Genomic DNA, 19043 nt, shown 5'->3' with positions numbered 1-19043 from the left:
ATACCTAGGTCGTGATCTCATCGGACGAGGAGCGTCCCGGCCTGCACAACCAGGCGGAGCTGGCCTACCGGCGGCTGCGGGAGCGGCTCGTCTCCGGTCACTACCGGCCGGGTGACCGGCTCACCGAGGTCGTGCTGTGCGAGGACCTGGGGATGAGCCGCACCCCCGTACGCGAGGCGCTGCGGCGGCTGCAGAGCGACGGGCTGGTCACCTCCACCGGCCGCGGAGTCGTGGTCAGCTCCCTGTCGGAGGACGAGATCCGCCACGCGATGCAGTTGCACGAGGCTCTGGACGCGCTGGCCGCCAAGCTCGCCGCGACCGCCCAGCGCGAGGGCCGGCTCGCCCCGGTCCAGCTCACCGCCCTGAAGGAGGCGGCCCGAGCGGTGGAGGAGCGCGCCGAGGCGGGCGACACCGCCGGCGTCTGGCGGGCCAACCTGGACTTCCACATGACGCTCGCCCGCCTGTCGGGCAACCCGCTGCTCGAAGACGCCCTGGACCGCATCTGGGCCCGCTTCGCGATCATCAGCCTGGGCAACATCAGCAGACGCGCCGAACTGGTGCCCACCCGCCACGACGCCATCGTCGCGGCCATCGCCGAGGGCGACCCCGAGCGCGCCGCCGCCGCGGCGGCCGAGCACGTGCACGAGGCCGCGTCCCGGCCGCGGGACTGACCGGCGCACGCACCCGCCGCGGCCCCGCCCTGCGGTCACCGCCTGACACCGAGCCTCACCCCGCAGGTGGCAGGCGCCCGGCGGCGGAATCAGTCCGTACGGCCTCGTGTGCGGATGCGGAAACATCTTGTTCACCGAGTCACGTGCAATGTATACATTGCATATAACCGCTGCGACACCCCCCTCGCAGCCGGCACCACGATCTGTAGGTGAGTGTCATGCGCACGTTCCTCGGCTCCTTGACGGCGGTCCTGCTCCTGGTCACGGCATGTGGCAACGGGAGCGGGACCGCCGGGGACACCGGCCCGATCAAGATCGGCGCCTCCCTGCCGCTGTCCGGGCCGGTCGCCGACGCCTCGGAACCCGCGTACGCGGGCTACAAGGTGTGGCTCGACCGGCTCAACCGCGGCGGCGGGCTGCTCGGCCGGCCGGTGGAGCTCAAGGTCCTCGACGACGGCTTCGACCAGAACGCCGTCATCAGCAACTACAACCGGCTGATCGGCCAGGAGAAGGTGGACCTGCTGCTCGGCACCTTCTCCTCCAAGCTCAACCTGCCCGCCTCCACGGTGGCCGAGCGGCACAAGATGCTCTACGTGGAGCCGTCCGGCGGCGCCACCGAGATCTTCGAGCGCGGGTACGAGTACCTGTTCTTCGCCCAGCCCAGCACCTCGGTGGATCTGCCGGAGCAGTTCGTGGCCTGGGTGAAGTCGCTGCCGCCGGAGAAGCGGCCCGCGACGGCGGCGTACCCGACCCAGGACGACCCCAACACCGACGTCGCCATCGAGGCGTTCGCCAAGGAGCTGGGCGCGCTCGGCGTACGGCCGGTCTACAGCCAGGAGTACGCCCCCGAGACCACCAACTTCGACACCATCGCCGCCGCCATCGCCGCGGCCCGGCCCGACCTGATCGTGCACGGCGCCGTCTCGGCCGACGGGGCCGGGCTGATCAAGGCGCTGCAGAAGCAGGGCTTCAGCCCGAAGATCCTCTTCCAGACCAACAGCCCCAGCGTGGTGTCCTCCTTCCCCGAGGCGGTCGGCCCGGCCAACACCGAGGGAATCCTCACCTCCGTCGCCTGGAGCCCGGCCACCCCCTACCCGGGCAACGCCGAGTTCGTCGCCGACTACACCAAGGCGTACGGCAGGCCGCCCACCGACGACGCGGCCAACGCCTACACCGCCGGGCAGGTTCTGGAGGCCGCGGTCAAGGCGGTGGGCAGCCTGGACCAGCGCAAGCTGGCCGACTGGCTGCACGCCAACACGGTGCAGACGATCGTCGGGCCGCTGAAGTGGGACGAGCGCGGCGTGCCCGACGGCGACATGCTGCTGGCCCAGTGGCAGCGGGGCGAGCTCGAAATCGTCGCGCCCGAGAGCGCGCGCACCGGCGGCCCGGTCATCACCCCCAAACCCGCGTGGGCGTCATGACCGGGCTGGCGCAGACGCTGGCGTTCGGCGTGCTGGTGGGCGGGGTCTACGCGCTGGCCGCGTCCGCGATGAACCTGATCTTCGGCGTGATGCGGATCGTCAACCTGGCCCAGGGCGCGATGCTCATGCTGGGGGCGTACCTCGCCTACAGCCTGTGGCGGGCCACCGGCCTGGACCCGCTGCTGCTCACCCTGGTGACCGCCCCGGCGCTGCTGGCCGTGGGCTGGGTCACCTACTACCTGTTCGTCGAGCGGGCCCGCACCACCGACCCGCCCACGGCGCTGGTGACCACGTTCGGCCTGGCCCTGATCACCACCGGGGTCATCGCGCTGATCTGGGGCAACGAGTGGCGCCTGGCGGGCCCCGGCTACGCCGGCCGCTCCTTCACCGTGGCCGGGCTGCACCTGCCGCAGGCGCAGGTGTACGCCTGCCTGGTCGCGGCGGTGGTGCTCGGCGGGCTGTGGCTGGTGCTGAACCGGACCTGGCTGGGCCGCTCGGTCCGGGCCGTGGCCGCCGGCCCGGAGGGCGCCCGGCTCGTCGGCATCGACGTGCGGCGCGTATGGGCCGCCTCGTACGCCCTGGGCGTGGCGGCGGCCGGGGCGGGCGGCGCGCTGCTCAGCGTGCTGTACCCGTTCACGCCCAGCAGCGGTTACCACTGGATCGGCCTGATGCTCAGCATCGTCGTGCTGGGCGGCATGGGCAGCATGGCGGGCAGCGTGCTCGGCGCCGTGCTGGTCGCGGTGGGCGAGGCGCTCACCTCGGCCTACCTGTCGCCCGGCTGGGCCACCGCCGTGCCGTACCTGGTGATCGTCATCGTCCTGCTGGCGCGGCCCCAGGGGCTGCTCGGCGCCCGGCTGAGAGAGGACATGAGCCGCGCATGACCCCCACCCGGCTGCGCCGCGCCGCCATCGCCGCGGCCGCGGCGGCCCTGGCCGCCTTCCCGCTGCTGTCGGACAACGCCTACTGGCAGAACCTGGCCATCATGGCGTTCCTGCTGGCCATCATGGCCTCCGCCTGGAACATCATCTCCGGTTACGCCGGATACGTCTCCCTGGGCCAAAGCGCCTTCCTCGGCATCGGGGCGTACACCGCCGCCATCGCCGCGACCGCCCTGGACGTCTCGCCGCTGCTGACCGCGCCGCTCGGCGGGGTGACGGCCGCCGGGGCGGCCCTGCTGCTGGCCCTGGCCGGCCGGCGGACGCGCGGGATCGCCTTCGTCATCGTCAGCTTCGCGTTCCTGGAGCTGGCCGCGATCGTGGCCTCGAACTGGTCCTCGGTGACCGGCGGCAACCACGGGCTGGCGCTCCCCCTGCCCACCTGGGACTCCGACTACCTGAACCTGCCCTTCTACTACGCGCTGCTGGCGCTGCTGGCCCTGACCGTCGCCGGGTCCTGGGCGATCCGCCGCTCCCGGCTCGGGGCCGGGCTGGTGGCGATCCGGGACGACGAGTCCAAGGCCGAGGGCGTCGGCGTCCCCGCCGCCCGGTACAAGACGGCGGCCTTCGCCGCCAGCGCCTTCCCGATCGGCGTGGCCGGCGGCGTCTACGGCTACTACGTCTCGTTCCTGGAGCCCGCCGCGATGTTCGACATCGTCATCGCGCTGCAGATCGTGCTGGCCGCGCACCTGGGCGGGGTCGGGACGCTGTGGGGGCCGGTGGCCGGCGCGTTCCTGCTGGAACCGCTGGCCCAGTTCACCAACCAGAGCCTCAGCGGCCCCGACGCCGGCTCCTGGCGGCTGATCATCTACGGCGGGCTGCTGTCGGTGATCGTGCTGTTCTTCCCCAAGGGGGTGATCGCGGAGCTGGTGGCGCGGGTGCGGCGGTGGCGCGGCGCCGAGCCCCCGGCCCTGCCCGGCCGCCGGCTCACCCCCGTGCCGCGGGCGCTGCCCTGGACGCCGCAGCCGTCGCCCGGCACCGGCCCGCTGCTCGTCGTGGAGGGCCTGACCAGGCACTTCGGCGGCGTACGCGCCGTGGACGGCTGCTCCTTCACCGTCGAGCGCGGCTCGATCACCGGGCTGATCGGCCCCAACGGCTCGGGCAAGACCACCGTGTTCAACCTGCTCGACGGCGGCCTGCGCGCCCAGGCCGGCACCGTGCACCTGGCCGGGCGCCCGATCCACGCGCTGCCGCCCCACCGTCGCGCCCGCGCCGGGCTGGCCCGCACCTACCAGGCGACGCGGATCTTCCCCAGCCTGACGGTGCTGGAGAATCTGCTCGTGCCCGGCCGCGGGTCACGGGCCGGCTCAGGGACCGGCTCGGTGGCCGGCTCGACAACCAGGGCCCGGGAGTGGCTGGAGTTCGTGGGCATGGGCGAGTACGCCGGCCACCCGGCCGGGCGCCTGTCGTACGGCCAGCAGAAGCTGGTCGAGCTGGCCCAGGCGCTGATGCTGGAACCCCGGCTCCTGCTGCTGGACGAGCCCGCGGCCGGGATCAACCCCGCGCTCGTCGAGCGTTTGTGCGAGATCATCCGCACGCTGAACCGGGGCGGGATGACCGTGCTGATCGTCGAGCACGACCTGCCGCTGGTGCTGTCGCTGTGCGACCGGGTGCACGTCATGGCCGAGGGCCGCGTCCTGGCCAGCGGGCCTCCCGGGCGGATCGAGCACGACCCCGCCGTGCAGGACGCCTACCTCGGCGAGCACACCACCGCCGGAGCCGCCAAATGATCACTATCAGCGGCCTGGTCGCCGGGTACGGCGCCGCCGACCCGATCCTGCGCGGTGTGGACCTCACGGCCGCCCCCGGCGCGGTCACCTGCGTCGTCGGCCCCAACGGCGCCGGGAAGTCCACCGTGCTCAAGGCGTGCAGCGGCCTGCTGCGCCCGCGCTCCGGGCGCATCCTGCTGGACGGCGACGACCTCGCCGGGCTCGCCCCGGCCGAGATCATCCGCCGCGGCGTGGTCCAGGTCCCGCAGCACCACGGCCTGTTCCCGGCCCTGACCGTGCGCGAGAACGTGATGCTCGGCGCGTACGTCGAGCGGCGCGAGCGCGAGCGCAACCGGCGCCGCTTCGCCGAGATCGCCGAGCTGTTCCCGATCGTCGCCGAGCGGGCGGGAGAGCGGGCCGCGAACCTGTCGGGCGGGCAGCGCCGGGCCGTGGAGTTCGCCCGCGCGCTCATGCTCCGCCCGAAGGTCGTGCTGCTCGACGAGCCCTCGGTCGGCCTGGACCCGCGGGCCCGCCGCCAGCTCGCCGCCGCGATCGGCACGCTCAACAGTGAGGGCGTGACCGTGCTGATCGTGGAGCAGAACGTCAAGTTCGGCCTCTCGCTCGCCCACGACGCCGTGGTGATGGAGGGCGGCAAGGTGCTGCGCTCCTGCCCCGCGCCCGACCTGCTCGCCGACCCCGGCATGGCCGCCCTGTTCCTCGGCGGCGGCGCCGGGGGCGGGGGCGATGAACCGAAAGGAGACGCATGAGCGCCGCACGCCTCGTCGAGTGGTGCCGCATCCCGACCAGCGGAGCCAGAGCGGTGGAGCCGTTCACGCTCGGCGGGATGTCGCTGCTGGCCATCCCGCAGCTCGCCGCCGACGTGCCGGGGCAGCCGCCCGCGATGAACGGCGGCGACAGCGACGTGGACCTGCTGGTGCTGCGCCGCACCGCCGGCGGGTACGAGCCCTACCAGCGCCTGCCGGTCCCCGGCGGTGAGGACGCCGAGTTCTTCCGGATCGGCGGGCAGGCGTTCCTGGCCACCGCCAGCATCCGCAGCGGCGCCGGGCCGTACCGGATGGACGTGGAGTCGCGGGTGTTCCGCTGGGACGGGTCGCGGTTCGCGCCCTTCCAGGCGTTCCCCGGCTTCGCGGCCAAGCAGTGGCGGCACTTCACCGTGGGCGACCGGCACTTCCTGGCACTGGCCCAGGGCGTCGCGCTGCCCGGCACCGAGGAGCGGAACCTCCCCTCGCGGATCTTCCGCTGGGACGGCACGGCGTTCCGGCCGTTCCAGGAGATCCCCTCCCGGTGGGGCTACAACTGGCACGCCTTCACCATCGGCGGGCGGCACTTCCTCGCCCACGCCGACCACGTCACGCCCTCGCGGCTGTACCGCTGGGACGGCGAGCGGTTCGTCGTCCACCAGGAGCTGGCCGCCGAGCACGGCCGGGCGTTCGCGTCCTTCTCCGAGGGCGGCGCGCACTACCTCCTCGTGGGCTGCCTGCTCAGCCCGTCGCGGCTGCTGCGCTGGAACGGCGAGCGCTTCGCCGAGCACGACGTGCTGGACGGCCTGGGCGCCCGCGAGTTCGCGGTGCTGCGCGGCGAGCGCGGCCTGTACGTGCTGCGGGTCAACTTCATCCTCGGCACGCCCGCCGACCCGACGACCGCGCTGGCCTCGCAGCTCTACCGATGGCGGGACGGCCGGCTGGAGGTCGTGCAGGAGTTCCCCACCACCGGCGGCACCGACGTCGCGGTCTTCCACGACGACGACGGCCCGCTGGTCGCCGTCTCCAACGGGCTGAGCGCCGACGTCCGCTTCGCCGCCGACACCGTCGTGTACCGGTTCACCGAGCCGGCCGAGTGACACCAGGAGCCGCAGTGGTCCCCTACGAGAGCCCGGAACTCGTCCGGCTGTTCACCGCCTACACCGCCGGCCCCGGCAGCATCGGCAGAAGACTGGCCGGGGCCGTCGCCGACCGCGGCCGCGACGATCCGCTGATCGCCGCCACCGCCACCGACATCGCGCTGTTCCCCGGCGGCGGCAGGCCGCCCGAGGTCGAGGGCTTCCGCATATCCACCCGGGGCTTCAAGGAGCTGAGCGCCGTCTCGCACCTGGGGCCCGCGGTGGCCTCGCTGGTGGGCCTGCGCACCCTGCTCGGCGACGGCTCCTGGCAGGCCGACGCCGAGCGGCTGCTGATCGAGGTCAAGGCCGCCCGCGCCGCGAACAGCGCGCGGCTGTGGCGCGACACGATCGCGGTCGAGGCGTACCGGGGGCGGGAGCAGGAGATCGCCGACATGATCGACTACTCCTGCGCCGTCACGACCCGCTACCTGACGGCGGCGCTCGCCGACGAGTCGTACCTGACGCCCGAGACGCTGCGCGCCGACTACCTGGCCGGCGGCGGGGACGCCGAGCTGCCGGTGCCGCTCAACCACATGATGGTGGCCACGTTCTTCCTGGTCAGCATGGACATCGGCTTCCGCCTGACGCGCTGGTTCACCGAACGGGACATCGACTGGGAACGCGCCATGGTCCTGATCGCGGGCAGGCAGGGACGCCCGACCGCCGGCGTCACCTGGGACACCAGCAGTGTCGCGACCATGATCATGGCGATCTCCGGGGGCCGGCTCCCCCTGGAGCGGATGTACCTCGCCCCGCACGCGCCCACCTTCGCCACCCCGGCCGGCGGCGACCTCGGCGAGGTGGCCGCGCTGGAGGAGCCGCTGCGCGAGCTGTGGGGCGGCATCCGGGCCACGGCCGAGCTGGCCCCGGTCATGTTCGACGGCTACCCCCGGTACGCCCTCGCCGCCCCGGCCCGCCCGGACGTCACCGACCCCGCCGTCACGCAGGTCGCCGGGATGCCGCGCATCGGTTCCGTCCGCGACATGCGGGCCATGGTCACCCGCATGCGGGTGGTGCTGGAGGACCCGCGCCAGCTCCTGTCCAGTTGCGTGACCGACTTCGCCATGGCCTCGCTCGCGGCGGCCGGCAACGACCCGGCCAAGGTCGCGGTCCCCGGCCTGACCGGCGTGCGCTACCCGACGGGCCTGTGAGGAGGGACCCCGTGCCGCCGTTCCTGGACCGTCTGCGCGCCGGCGAGCCCACCCTGATGCTGGGCGTCCGCGGCAGCCGCACCACCGAGGTGGCGCACATCGCCCACTCCACCGGCCACCACGCCATCCTGGTGGACCTGGAGCACTCCCCCATGTCCACCGACGTGGCCGCCCAGCTCTGCTCGGCCGCCGGCGCCCTGGGCATGACCGCCCTGGTACGCGTGCCCGAGCGCGAGTACGGCATGATCGGCCGCCTGCTCGACGGCGGCGCGCACGGCGTCGTCGCGCCGCGGATCGAGACCGCCGAGGAGGCGCGGCTGGTCGCGCGCGCCTGCCGGTTCCCCCCGCGCGGGCAGCGTTCCCAGACCGCCCAGGTGCCACAGCTCGGCATGCGTCCCCTGCCCGCCCGCGAGCTGAACCCGGCGCTCGACGCCGCCGCCGTCGTCCAGGTGCTGCTGGAGACACCGGCCGGGATCGCCAACGCCGACGCCATCGCCGCCATCGACGGTGTGGACATGCTCGCCATCGGCGCCAACGACCTGACCGCCGAGCTGGGCGTGCCCGGCCGGTACGACGACCCGCGCGTGCGCGAGGCGGTCGCGACCGCCGCCGCGGCCTGCCGCCGCCACGGCAAGCTGCTGGCCGTCGCCGGAATCGGCGACCGGGCCGTCCACGACGCGCTCGTCCCGCTCGGCGTCTGCCCGCTGCTGCTGACCGGGATGGACACCGCCCTGCTCTTCAACGCCGCCGCCGACGCCGCCAGGCGCGCGCTGGCGGCCCGGACCTGAAGGACCCGCAATGCCCGTGGAACCCCTCCAGACCCTGCCCATGCGTCCCGCCGACAGCAACGCCAAGCCGCGTTTCACGCTGCCGCCGGGAAGCTGCGACACCCACTTCCACGTGTTCGAGCCCGGCTACCCCCACGTGCCCGAGCCGCTGTACACCTTCCCGGACGCCACCATCGCGCAGTACCTGCGCCTGGCCGAATGGCTCGGCATCGAGCGCATGGTGCTGGTGCAGCCGACCTTCTACGGCACCGACAACAGCCTGCTGGTGGACGCGATGCGCAGGATCGGGCCGCGCTGCCGGGGCGTGGCGCGGATCGAGGACGACGCCTCGGACGCCGAGCTGGACCGGCTGCACGAGGCCGGGGTGCGCGCGATCCGCCTGGACCTGTTCGCCCGCGCCTCCTGGCCGACGGAGGACATCATCGGCTACATCCGGGCCATGGCCGACAGGGCCCGGCCGCGCGGCTGGCACCTGCAGTTCTACACGCCCGGCACGATCGTGCGGGACCTGCTGCCGTTCCTGGCCGGCTTCGAGCACACCTTCGTGATCGACCACATGGGCTACATGAAGGAGTCCGACGGGCTGACCTGGCCGGACTTCGAGCGCCTGCTGCGCGTCCTGGAGGGCGGGCACTGTCACGTCAAGCTTTCGGGGCCGTACCGGCTGGCCAAGGACGGGTCGCTCGCGGCGGCGGCGGAGGCCGGCCGCGCCCTGGTCTCGGCCCGGCCCGACCGGCTGCTGTGGGGCTCGGACTGGCCGCACCTGCCCGACGGGCAGCGCGACACCGGCGAGCTGCTGAACCTGCTGGCCGACTGGGCGCCCTCCGCGGACGACCGGCACCGGATCCTGGTGGACTCCCCCGCGCGGCTGTTCTACGCGGACTGAAGCCGAAGGCTGGGGAGCGTCACGCGCCGGCGTACCGCTCGGCAAGGCTGTGCAGCAGCTCCCGCAGCTCCGGCGGGTCCAGCACGGTGAACGGCACGCCGAGGGTGCCGAGGAAGGCCGCCAGGTTGTGCAGGGATTCGCCGCCCGTCTCCAGCACCCCGTCCTCGTGCAGCAGGCCGGCCGTGGGCGGCAGGACCTCGGCGAGCCGCTCCGGCGGGGCGTGCAGCCGCACGCGGGCCTGATACGGCCAGGCCGCGGCGCCGACACCGCGTACGACGTGGGTGGCGGCGTCGTCCGGGGGCTGCCGCGGGGTGAAACGGGGGCCGTTCGGGGTGCGCAGCCGGATGCGGTCGGCGCGGAAGGTACGCCAGTCCTCGCGGCCGGTGTCCCAGGCCAGCAGGTACCAGCGGCGGCCGGTGTAGACGAGCCGGTGCGGCTCGGCCCTGCGCAGGCCGACGGTGCCGTCGTGCCCCTCGTAGTCGAAGCGCAGTTGCTCGCGGTCACGGATGGCGGCGGCGACGGCGGTGAGCGTGGCGGCCTCGACGGTGGGCCCGCGTCCGGCGACCGACACGGTGGCCGCCCCGAGCGCGTCGATGCGGTGCCGCAGCCGCGAGGGGAGCATCTGCTGCAGCTTGGCGAGGGCACGCAGCGAGGTCTCCTCGATGCCCGCCACGGTGCCGCTCGCCGCCGCGCGCAGGCTCACGGCCACGGCCACCGCCTCCTCGTCGTCCAGGATCAGCGGGGGCAGGGCCGCGCCCGCGCCCAGCCGGTAGCCGCCGGCCGTACCGGTGGTGGAGTGAATGCGGTAGCCCAGGATGCGCAGCCGCTCGATGTCGTTGCGCACCGTGCGGGTGGTCACCCCCAGCCGTTCGGCCAGTTCGGGGCCCGGCCATTCGGGGCGCGACTGCAGCAGCGACAGCAGGCGCAGCAGCCGTACCGAGGTCTCCAGCATCGTCCCAGTCTGCCAGCGCATTGCGGAAACGCACCTTCCGCAACGGCTCCTAACGTGGGCGGAGACGAAAGGAGCAGACCATGCTGCGAGGACCGGCCACCGTCAACTTCTGGGCCGAGGACCTGGAGGCCGCCAGGAAGTGGTACACCGAACTGCTGGGCGTCGAGCCCTACTTCGAGCGGCCGGGCGGCGGACGGCCCGCCGCCTACTACGAGTTCAGGATCGGCGACCACCAGAGCGAGCTGGGCCTGATCGACCGGCGCTACGCCCCGCCTGAGGCTCCCGCCGCCCCCGGTGGCGCCGTCATCCACTGGCACGTCGACGACGTCGAGGCCGCGCTGGACCGCCTGCTGGCGATGGGCGCCACGCCGTACCTACCGCTCACCGAACGCGGCCCCGGCTTCGTCACCGCCGCCGTGACCGACCCGTTCGGCAACGTGCTGGGCATCATGTACAACCGGCACTACCTGGAGGTCCTGGCCTCGCCGCCCTCCGCCTGACGGCGCAGGAACCACGATCGGATCGCGGCCGCCGCGGTGGTCAGGGCCGCCCCCGCGGCGGCGAGCGGGACCGTCACGGCGGGTTCGGGGACCGGCCACCGGAGCGTGTAACTGGCCAGGGAGACGGCCAGCCAGCCGAGGGACGCGCCGACGGCCGCCGTGCCCAGGTAGCCGGACACGCCGATGGAGCGGCCGTCCGGGGAGTGCGCCGACAGCCGGATCACCACGGTGGGCAGGGTCAGCGCGAGGGCGGACAGCAGGGCGATCAGCGGCGCGTACAGGCGTGCCGCGACGGGAACGCGGTACTCGAAGGCCTGTATGGCGCCGAGGCCCATGAGGAGGGCTCCCAGGATCGAGGTCTGCAGGAGCGCCAGCCTGTCGCTGTGGCGGCGCGCCCGCTCTTCCCGGTCCTGGAACCAGCGCTGGATCCGGGCCTCGGTGACCTTCTCCATCCCCCCGGCGCGCTGGACCGCCGCCTCGACGTAGACGCGGTCGTCTTCGAGCTGCGCGCGAAACCAGCCGATCATGTCCTCGTCGTCGGCGAGCGGCCCGCCCGCCGGAGAGAACGCGGCATGCGGCAGCACGGCCCGGGCGTTGTCCTGGGCGATCTCCACCGTCCGGGCCATCTCGGCCAGCCCGACCGCGGTGAGCGCCAGGTCCATCGCCGCCACGCGCACCCGCTCAAGATCCTGGTGCGCCCGCCGCCACCGCTCCGGGGTGACCGCCTCGTCGTCCTCGTGCAGGGCGACGAGGCGGGCGACGTCCGTCTCCAGGGCGTCGCCGCGGGCAAGGAAGCCCAGCTCGCCGGCGTGCACCCGGTACTGGTACCTGACCTTCGCCAGGTGGAGCAGATAGGTCGCGAGCGCCGGCATCGCGCGGCCGGCGCCGCGCCACGTCCACCGGCTCAGCCGCGCCTGGTGCCGGGGCGGGCACGTGACGACCAGCCGGCGCAGCGGGCGGCCGTCGTCGCCGGAGGGGGACGCCTCCCACAGCGCGAAGCCCGGCGCCACGGTGTCACGGCGGGTCCACCATCCCGGCGGGGCGGGCGGGGGCACGGCTCGCCGCAGCGCCCGGGTCGCGCCCGGTCCGCGCGGGGCCCGCAGGACGGCCATCAGCACGCGGGCCTCGCCGAGTAGATGCGGTATCCCGGCGCACAGGCCGGTCCAGGCCGCTTCGAGGGCCGCCCAGTCGGTTCGTCCCGGCACATCGGCGTCCTGCTCGCGGGGAGCCAGCAGGACCCCGGCGCACACGACGTCATGCCGTCGCCACAGGGCCATCTGCCGGATCAGGGGGTGGGACGCCCCCGCCAGGGCGGCGCATACGCCGTCGGCGCGGACATCGCCCGGTCGTGACGGCAGTCCGGCCCGCCGCCCCTCGGCGAGGGAGTGCCACAGGGAGCGGATGCCGCTCCAGCATTCCTCCGCGTGCGGCCCGTCCACCGGCGCGTACAGGTAGACGGCCATCGCCTGCGTGGCCGGCCCGGACGACGGCCACCAGCGCGGCCGCTCAGTCCCGCTCATCGTCGCCGCGCCGGCCGCCTCGCAGGGCCTGCAGGGCGTGTTTGAGCTTGTTCAGCCGCTCGCGCACCTTGGGCGGGGCCTCGCCTTCGCCGGCGCGCACGGCGTCGTCGTCGTCCGTCCACTCCTCTTCGGAGATCTCCTCCCAGTCGCCGCGCTGCAGCAGGCGGTCCAGGGCGGCGACGGCGTCCAGCACCGCCGCGTCCTCCTCGCCCGCCAGCGCCTCGGCCAGGGTGTCCAGGAGCGCGGACACCCGCTCCCATTCCGCCGAGGTGAAGGACGCGTCGAAGAGCCAGTCCAGCGCCTCGTCCGCTTCCTCGATCGTCTCCGGCCTGATCATGTCCCTCCTGCTCCCGAGTGCGTGTGGCAGGCCCACACCGACGGGTGGTCCGGCCAGCGCCGCCGCTGCTCCAGCACCGCCTCGTGCAGCGCCAGCGGGACGCGGCCGGGGTCTCCGGATTCGCGCAGCGCCCGGTAGACATGGCTGTCTACGCGTACGGTGTGCCGGTCGGCCACCGTCCACAAGGTGCCGACCACGTGCCGGTATCCGGCCAGTTGGAAGGCCGAGACCAGGTGGATGCCCTCGTCGGCCAGCTCGGCGCCGGTGCGGGCGGTCCCGCACGCGGACAGGAACGCCAGTTCTCCCCCGGCGTGCAGTCCCAGCACGTCGGCGACGGTCAGCGGTGCGCGCGCGTGGTCGTGCAGGACGAGGCGGCTGCGCGACGGCCGGGCCGGATCGGTGTAGGCGTGGCAGGCCAGATGCACGTACCGGTGGCCGGGCAGCGCGTTCAGGACCGCCTCCCGCGTAGCCGCCGGCCCGGTCAGCTCGTCGGTGGCGCCGGGGCACACCGAACGCATCAGGCCGGGTGCGGCCGCGGCCCCGGGCAGCGGGCGGTGGCGCGGCGTCCTGGGCATGCTGACGACCAGTCCGCGCGGCGGACCGTCGCCGGCGGGCGGGGCCGGCACCCGGGCCAGTGCGCTCAGCGTCGGCGTGTAGGAGGAGACGACCTCGTCCAGCACGCCCGGTTCGCCGCGGCGGCCGGCGGCGTGGAGCGGCAGCAGCGCCAGCGGCCCGGTCGCCGACCACCACACCCGGCGGATCGGGCCGTGTTCGCGCAGCCGCTTCAGCACGGTCTGCGCGATCGTGTCCCACAGCCACTCCAGCACGTCGTGGATCGTGTCCTCATCGGCGGTGCCGGGTCTGCCCTCGCGCAGCGCCTCGGAGAAGAGGCGTACCTTGCCGCGGACGGCGGCGGGGTGCAGGTCCTCCAGTGGCGTGGCCGTCACGGCGCGCGGGGTGACGATGAGCGCGTGGCTGCCGAAATCGCTCACGTTGATCACGATGACGGCGCCCCCGGCGGCGGCCGCCTTCAGCTCCTCGACGTCGGGCCGGTCCATGAACCGGCCGAACCCGCGGATGCGGCGGATCTCCGCGAGCAGGCGGGTCAACTCCTCGTACCGCGCCCGCAGGCCGGCGACCGTGGCGGAGCGCACGGCTGGGGCGAGCAGGCGGCCGGTGGGCAGGTCGGGGGCGGTCGCGCGGGCGCGGTCGAGCGACCGGCACAGCTCGCCGAAGCGCGCGGCCAGTTCCGGTGCCCGGCGTTCCAGCGCGGCGAGGTCCACGCGGGTGTCCAGGGCATGCCCGATGAGCAGGCCCCGGCCGCGCTCCAGCAGTTCCAGGGCGAGCCCGGCGCCGCCGAGGGCCAGGGCGCAGGCGGCCGCGTCGGAGGCCACGCCGGTGAAGTCGGGGAAGCCCGCCAGGCGGTGTTCCTGATCCGGCAGCCCCATGGCCGCCGGCACCACCAGCTCCAGCAGCTCGACGGCGGTGGTCAGCCCTCGCAGCGCTTCGCGATGGTCGCCCAGGACCGCTGCCAGCCGGCCCCACGCGGCGGCGGCGTGGGCCCGGACGACGGGCGCCCCCGTCGGCACCGCGGACGCCCGGCGGTAGGCGTCCAGCACGTCCTCGAAGCCGGCCGGATCGCGCAGATCGGGTCGCCCGCCGTACAGGGCCTCGCCCAGCAGGAACTGCGCCACGGCGTGCTCGGGTTCGTCGGCGGCGGTCGCGGCGACGGCCTCCCCGGCCAGGCGGGCGGCTTCGTGCACCGCCTCGGGGAGCCAGGTGCTCTCGTGCAACGACCGCGCGGCGATGCTCAGATTGCACAGCCTGCCGGGCCGCGCCGGGTCGCCCACCGGCGTCTCGCGGAGTGCGGCTCGTCCCGTTTCGACCGCCTCGGTCAGAGCGGCGGGGTCGGCGGTGAGCCAGGAGAGGATCTGCAGCGCGTTGGCCAGGCCGTCCAGGGCCGCCGGCCGCATCCGGTGGCCGGGAGGAAAGGCCGCCACGGCCGCGCGGAGGGCGGTCACGGCCCGCTGCGCGTGGGCGGCCGCCTGCTCCCGGCCGTGCGCCGCGCCTCCCCGCACGGCCAGCGTCTGCGCCACCGCGCCTAGGGTGTAGGACGCGATGCCGCGCAGCGGATGGCCGCCGGGGACGAGCGCATCGGCCTGTTCGGCCAGCTCGCCGGCCTCCAGTAGCTCGGCGAGCGATCCCGTGGCGTCGTAGGCGGCGCGCAGCGCACCGGCCAGGTTCAGCAGGTGCATGATCCGGTCGGGGTGCCCCTCCGGCGTGCTGTCCAGGGCGAGCCTGCTCACCTCCACCGCCTCGCCGAGATCGGCGGCGCCGCGCGACCTGGCCGCGGCCAGCAGCGTGTTCGCCAGGTTCGCCAGCCGCCCGGCCCGGCGCGCCGGATGGCCGCCGGGGGTGGCGCTCACGGCCCGCCTGGCGGTGCGCAGGGCGGTGTCGAGGTCGGCGGCCGTCCCCGTCCGGCCGTAGTGGTCCAGTTGCGCGATGGCCAGATTGCTCAGGTAGCCGTCGAGGTTCACCACGTCACCGGCGGACGCGGCGACCGCCTCCTCCGCCGTGGCCAGCGCCTGGTCCAGATCCTCATCGGCGCCGGTGCGGCCGTACCGCATGCGCAGGGCCCGGGACAGGTTCGACAGCCGGCTCGGGCGCAGCGGGCCGTCCGGCTCCAGGCGGAGCGCACGCCACCCAGCCTCGACCGCGGCGGTCAGGTCGTCGTCGCCGCCCGCCCCCCGTTCGTACCGGTTGAGCAGGGCCAGGCACAGGTTGGTCTCGGCGCTGGCGGCGACGCCGGCGGAAGCACCGGGGATGCCGGCGGCCTCCCGCGCGGCGCGTATCGCCGCGTCCAGGTCGCCGGCCAGGCTCACCTCCGCCTGCTCCAGCAGGGCCGCGGACCGGTTGACGAGGTAGGCGGCACGGTTGGGATCGTCGTGGGCGGCGACCGCGACGGCCCGGCCGGCCGCCTCGGCCGCCTCGTCGGCCGCGCGCACCGACCCGGTCGCGTTCGCCAGGGTCTGCAGGGCCGTGCCCAGCCCCGACAGGCACACCGCGAGGTCGGCTCCGCCGGCGGCCGCCACCGCGCGCCGTGCCGCGTCCACCGCCGCGTCCAGGCGGGCGCGCTCGCCGTCGATCTCGTACGCGGCCAGGTGGGCGAAGGCGACGTCGTTGAGCGACCCCGCGCGATCAGGCGCGGCAAGGCAGGCCAGCAGGGACTCGACGAGGGCGATGCCGTACTCCAGCGTGCCCGGATCGGGGGTCCCGAGCAGGTGGACCCGGATCTCGGCGCACAGGTCGGCCGGCGGCACCGGCTCCGGCCACAAGCCCTCGGCGTGGAGCAGGACCGCCAGGCGCACCAGCTCCCGGCCGAGGGATCGTGCGGTGGCATCGGCGGCCTGGGCGGCGAACCGGACCCAGGTGGAGGGACGGCGCAGCAGTGCGGCGTCCTCCGGCCCGCCGCGCTCCAGCTCCGCCATGCCGCGCAGCGCCTCGGCGGGGGTGTGCTGCGAGGCGCCGGCCAGCCGCAGCGTCTCGGCGCAGGCCGCCATGACCACGAAGTCGGGCGTCGCGGACGCGTCCTGCACGGCCACCCGCAAGGCGTGGAACCGCGCCACGAGCGCCAGCGAACCGGCGCTCGCCCCAGACAGACCGGATAAATCAGCCAGGAGCGCGAGAGCGTCGTCGAGCGCCGCGGGGTCGAGGAGGCACGCCTTCTCCCCGGTCGCGAGGAAACGCTCGATCCTGCCGCGCAACGCCGGCACCCGGTCGCCCGTAACGGTCATGACCCGTCATGCCCCGACATGGCCCACCATGGGCCGAAGCGCGGGGCCCGGCCCGGCAACCGATCGCGCATCCTCGCCCTCCCAGCGGCGACGGGGAGCCGACGGACGCGACCGGTTCCCCGCGCGGTACGGCCGTCGTGCGCTGAACGCTACCACCATGCCCGCCGCCCGTCCTGCGCACGACGACGCGGCATGACGATCACGCGCAGCCCCGGAGCAGCAGGTCGGCGGTGGCGGCGACGCGGTCGGCCGGTCACCGGGCAGCGCCTCGCCGCCGGAGATGTAGCCGGAGTACGCCTCGAACCGGGCGGTGCCGCACAGGACGAGGGCGAGGGCGTGGGGATCGCTGTCGCGTGGCAGCTCACCCGCCTCCCGGCACTCCGCCAGATAACCGGCCACCTGGTGCAGCGCCAGGTGCGGGCCGGTGCCGCGGTCGCGGTTCACCTTCTGATAGGCGGCGAACAGATCCTGGTCGGCGGCGGCGCCCGCGATCAACGGCAGCGACGCGGCGTAGTAGTCGATGCCCCGCCACAGCAGGTCGATCAGCACGTCGCGCATCGGGCGCTGGCCGGGCGGGGTGGCCACCTGCTGCCAGGCCCGCAACTCGGGCAGCTCCTGCGACAGCAGCTCGATGAGCAGGCCGATCTTGCCGCCGAAGTTCTTGGTGATACTGCCTTCGGCCACGTCGGCGGCCTGGGCGATCTCCCGCGTGGTGAGCCGCGCCAGCCCGCGTTCGCGCAGCAGCCGGGCCGTGGCGTCGAGGATGCGCTGGCGTGCGGGTGGTGCCACGGCCGATCTCCCGATCGACAAGTGAGGTGAACGCGCACGGCCGTCGCATTCACACAAGCACCGGCACGCGCCACCACCCCGCCACGCGGAAACCCCACCGCTGCCCCCGCACCCCGCCACCCGGTGCGTCCGTTTCAACCGTTGCCCCCGCACCCCGCCACCGGGTGCCTCCACGCTCAGGGGAAAGGCAGCGGAAGAGCGTCACATTCGCACAGGCACAGGCACAGGCCACCATCCCGCCCCCACCGTTGCCCCCCGCACTCCCCCGCGACCGGCTCGCCGGGGCCTGGTGGGTGGGGCGGGGCCTCGCCGGGCTGGCACTCCGGCGAGGCCCCGCGTTTCCGGATCCTATCCGCCACGCTCGGTGAGACGGACGTGTTCGGGATGCGGGAAAGTGCACGAGGTGGGGGGCGCGAGGTGCGGCGTGCCGGAGTGTGCGAGGCGCGGGGGCCTGGCGCGCGGCGCGCGTAGTGCGCGGGGTGCGGAGTGCGCGGGGTGCGGAGTGCGCGGGGGCGGCGCCCGGGGCACCCGCGCAGGGAGTGTGCGGGGGTGGAGGGCGTGCGGCGCGGGGGCGCGACGCGCGGAGGTGCAGTGCCCGGGGGTTCGGTGCCCGGGGCACCCGCGCAGGGAGTGTGCGGGGGCGGAGGGCGTGCGGCGCGGGGGCCCGACGCCCGGGGCCCGACACCCAGGGGCCCGACACCCAGGGGCCCGACACCCAGGGGCCCGACACCCAGGGGCCCGACACCCAGGGGCCCGACGCCCAGGGGCCCGACGCCCGGGGGGCCGACGCCCGGGGCACCCCCGCAGGGAGTGTGCGGGGGGGCGGGGGTGTGCGGCGCGCGGGGGGCGCCGCACGCGAGATGCGCCGCACGCGGCATGCGCGGCACGCGGCGTACGCCGGGGTGCGGGCGTGTGCCGGGGACGGGCGTATGGCGGGGGCAGGTGTGTGCCAGGCGCGGGCGTGTGCGCAGGGCCGGCGGGCCTGGGGGTGTGTGCGGAGGGCCGGCGGGCGTGGGGGCGTGTGCGATGCTGAAGGTCATGATTGTCTCCCCTATCGGTGAGCTGCGGGAGCGGGTCGCGGCGAACCTCGCGGCCTTTGCTCGCCGGGCCGTGCCGCTGCCGGACGGGCATCGGCGGGCGGCGGTGACGGTGTGCGTGCTGGAGGGCGAGGGCGGCGAGCCGTACACGGTGGTGATCAGGCGGGCGGCGCGGGGGCGCAACGCCGGGCAGTGGGCGCTGCCGGGCGGGCGGGTGGAGGACGGGGAGGACGCCGAGGCGGCGGCGCTGCGGGAGCTGGCCGAGGAGGTGGGGATCACGGGCGTGGACGTGGCGGGGGCGCTGGACGACTTCGTGACCGACTCCGGGTTCGTGATCACGCCGTTCGTGGCGTTCGGGGGGCGGCAGGAGCCGCGGCCCGATCCGCGGGAGGTCGCCTCGGCGCACCGGGTGCCGCTGGAACGGTTCCTGGCTCCCGGGGTGCCGCGGTGGGTGCGCGACCGCGCGGGGCGGCGGCTGCTGCAGATGCCGCTGGGGCCCTCGATCGTGATCCACGCGCCGACCGGCGCGATTTTGTGGCAGTTCGCGGAGGTGGCGCTCAAGGGCGGTGACCTGCGGGTGGGCGACCTGGCCCAGCCGCACTGGACACGCCGGTGAGCCCCCCTGGGAATAAGCATCTCCAGGTGTCCGTTAG

At 74.7% G+C, this 19043-nt stretch carries 16 protein-coding genes; 11 read left to right on the top strand and 5 right to left on the bottom strand.

The features are described from left to right. Positions 1-11: 11 nt before the first annotated feature. The 9 genes from HNP84_RS15895 to HNP84_RS15855 all read left to right on the top strand — a co-directional run bounded on the left by HNP84_RS15895 (position 12) and on the right by HNP84_RS15855 (position 9461). The gene (locus tag HNP84_RS15895; RefSeq protein ID WP_185050479.1) at positions 12-671 is read left to right on the top strand and encodes a GntR family transcriptional regulator; all 660 of its coding nucleotides are present in this window, start codon (positions 12-14) and stop codon (positions 669-671) included. A 218-nt stretch (positions 672-889) separates the two neighbouring features. Beyond that, complete coding sequence (locus HNP84_RS15890; protein WP_185050744.1) at positions 890-2092, top strand: amino acid ABC transporter substrate-binding protein; 1203 nt, start codon at positions 890-892, stop codon at positions 2090-2092. Next, entirely contained in the window at positions 2089-2973 is an 885-nt protein-coding gene (locus tag HNP84_RS15885; RefSeq protein WP_185050478.1) for a branched-chain amino acid ABC transporter permease, read from the top strand. Before HNP84_RS15890 ends, HNP84_RS15885 begins: the two co-directional genes overlap by 4 nt. Next, positions 2970-4757, top strand: coding sequence for a branched-chain amino acid ABC transporter ATP-binding protein/permease (locus tag HNP84_RS15880; protein ID WP_185050477.1), 1788 nt, complete (start codon positions 2970-2972; stop codon positions 4755-4757). Before HNP84_RS15885 ends, HNP84_RS15880 begins: the two co-directional genes overlap by 4 nt. Next, complete coding sequence (locus HNP84_RS15875; RefSeq protein WP_185050476.1) at positions 4754-5503, top strand: ABC transporter ATP-binding protein; 750 nt, start codon at positions 4754-4756, stop codon at positions 5501-5503. Before HNP84_RS15880 ends, HNP84_RS15875 begins: the two co-directional genes overlap by 4 nt. Beyond that, positions 5500-6597, top strand: a complete 1098-nt coding sequence (locus tag HNP84_RS15870) for a hypothetical protein (RefSeq protein ID WP_185050475.1) — start codon at positions 5500-5502, stop codon at positions 6595-6597. Before HNP84_RS15875 ends, HNP84_RS15870 begins: the two co-directional genes overlap by 4 nt. A gap of 14 nt (positions 6598-6611) precedes the next feature. Further along, complete coding sequence (locus tag HNP84_RS15865) at positions 6612-7787, top strand: DUF5624 domain-containing protein (protein ID WP_185050474.1); 1176 nt, start codon at positions 6612-6614, stop codon at positions 7785-7787. 11 nt (positions 7788-7798) lie between these two features. Then, on the top strand, positions 7799-8575 hold the full coding sequence (locus tag HNP84_RS15860; RefSeq protein ID WP_185050473.1) for an HpcH/HpaI aldolase family protein: 777 nt from the start codon (positions 7799-7801) through the stop codon (positions 8573-8575). A gap of 10 nt (positions 8576-8585) precedes the next feature. Further along, the gene (locus tag HNP84_RS15855) at positions 8586-9461 is read left to right on the top strand and encodes an amidohydrolase family protein (RefSeq protein WP_185050472.1); all 876 of its coding nucleotides are present in this window, start codon (positions 8586-8588) and stop codon (positions 9459-9461) included. A gap of 19 nt (positions 9462-9480) precedes the next feature. Here the strand turns inward: HNP84_RS15855 and HNP84_RS15850 are convergent, their stop codons facing one another. Beyond that, positions 9481-10413 carry a helix-turn-helix transcriptional regulator gene (locus HNP84_RS15850; protein WP_185050743.1) on the bottom strand — a complete coding sequence of 311 codons (933 nt, stop codon included), beginning with the start codon at positions 10411-10413 and terminating at the stop codon, positions 9481-9483. A gap of 80 nt (positions 10414-10493) precedes the next feature. Between HNP84_RS15850 and HNP84_RS15845 the strand changes: the two genes are divergently transcribed. Then, the gene (locus HNP84_RS15845; protein WP_185050471.1) at positions 10494-10913 is read left to right on the top strand and encodes a VOC family protein; all 420 of its coding nucleotides are present in this window, start codon (positions 10494-10496) and stop codon (positions 10911-10913) included. Here the strand turns inward: HNP84_RS15845 and HNP84_RS15840 are convergent. Genes HNP84_RS15840 through HNP84_RS15825 form a run of 4 tightly spaced genes read right to left on the bottom strand, consistent with a single transcriptional unit; the run spans position 10877 to position 17353 of the window. After that, on the bottom strand, positions 10877-12433 hold the full coding sequence (locus tag HNP84_RS15840; RefSeq protein WP_185050470.1) for a CATRA conflict system CASPASE/TPR repeat-associated protein: 1557 nt from the start codon (positions 12431-12433) through the stop codon (positions 10877-10879). The genes HNP84_RS15845 and HNP84_RS15840 overlap by 37 nt on opposite strands. Beyond that, the gene (locus tag HNP84_RS15835; protein WP_185050469.1) at positions 12420-12770 is read right to left on the bottom strand and encodes a CATRA system-associated protein; all 351 of its coding nucleotides are present in this window, start codon (positions 12768-12770) and stop codon (positions 12420-12422) included. The genes HNP84_RS15840 and HNP84_RS15835 overlap by 14 nt, the downstream gene beginning before the upstream one ends. Then, positions 12767-16564, bottom strand: a complete 3798-nt coding sequence (locus tag HNP84_RS15830; RefSeq protein WP_185050468.1) for a CHAT domain-containing tetratricopeptide repeat protein — start codon at positions 16562-16564, stop codon at positions 12767-12769. The genes HNP84_RS15835 and HNP84_RS15830 overlap by 4 nt, the downstream gene beginning before the upstream one ends. A 6-nt stretch (positions 16565-16570) precedes the next feature. Then, the gene (locus tag HNP84_RS15825) at positions 16571-17353 is read right to left on the bottom strand and encodes a TetR/AcrR family transcriptional regulator (protein WP_185050467.1); all 783 of its coding nucleotides are present in this window, start codon (positions 17351-17353) and stop codon (positions 16571-16573) included. Between the two features lie 1038 nt (positions 17354-18391). On the opposite strand from HNP84_RS15825, the gene HNP84_RS15820 reads away from it, so the two are divergent. Next, positions 18392-19006: an NUDIX hydrolase gene (locus tag HNP84_RS15820; protein ID WP_246518204.1), complete on the top strand. Its 615-nt coding sequence runs from the start codon at positions 18392-18394 to the stop codon at positions 19004-19006. The last annotated feature ends 37 nt before the right edge of the window (positions 19007-19043 follow it).

The sequence above is a fragment of the Thermocatellispora tengchongensis genome (assembly GCF_014202315.1).
GTDB lineage: Bacteria > Actinomycetota > Actinomycetes > Streptosporangiales > Streptosporangiaceae > Thermocatellispora > Thermocatellispora tengchongensis.
The sequence above is the reverse complement of the archived record's forward strand: the minus strand, read 5'-3'. Positions and strand labels throughout refer to the sequence as shown.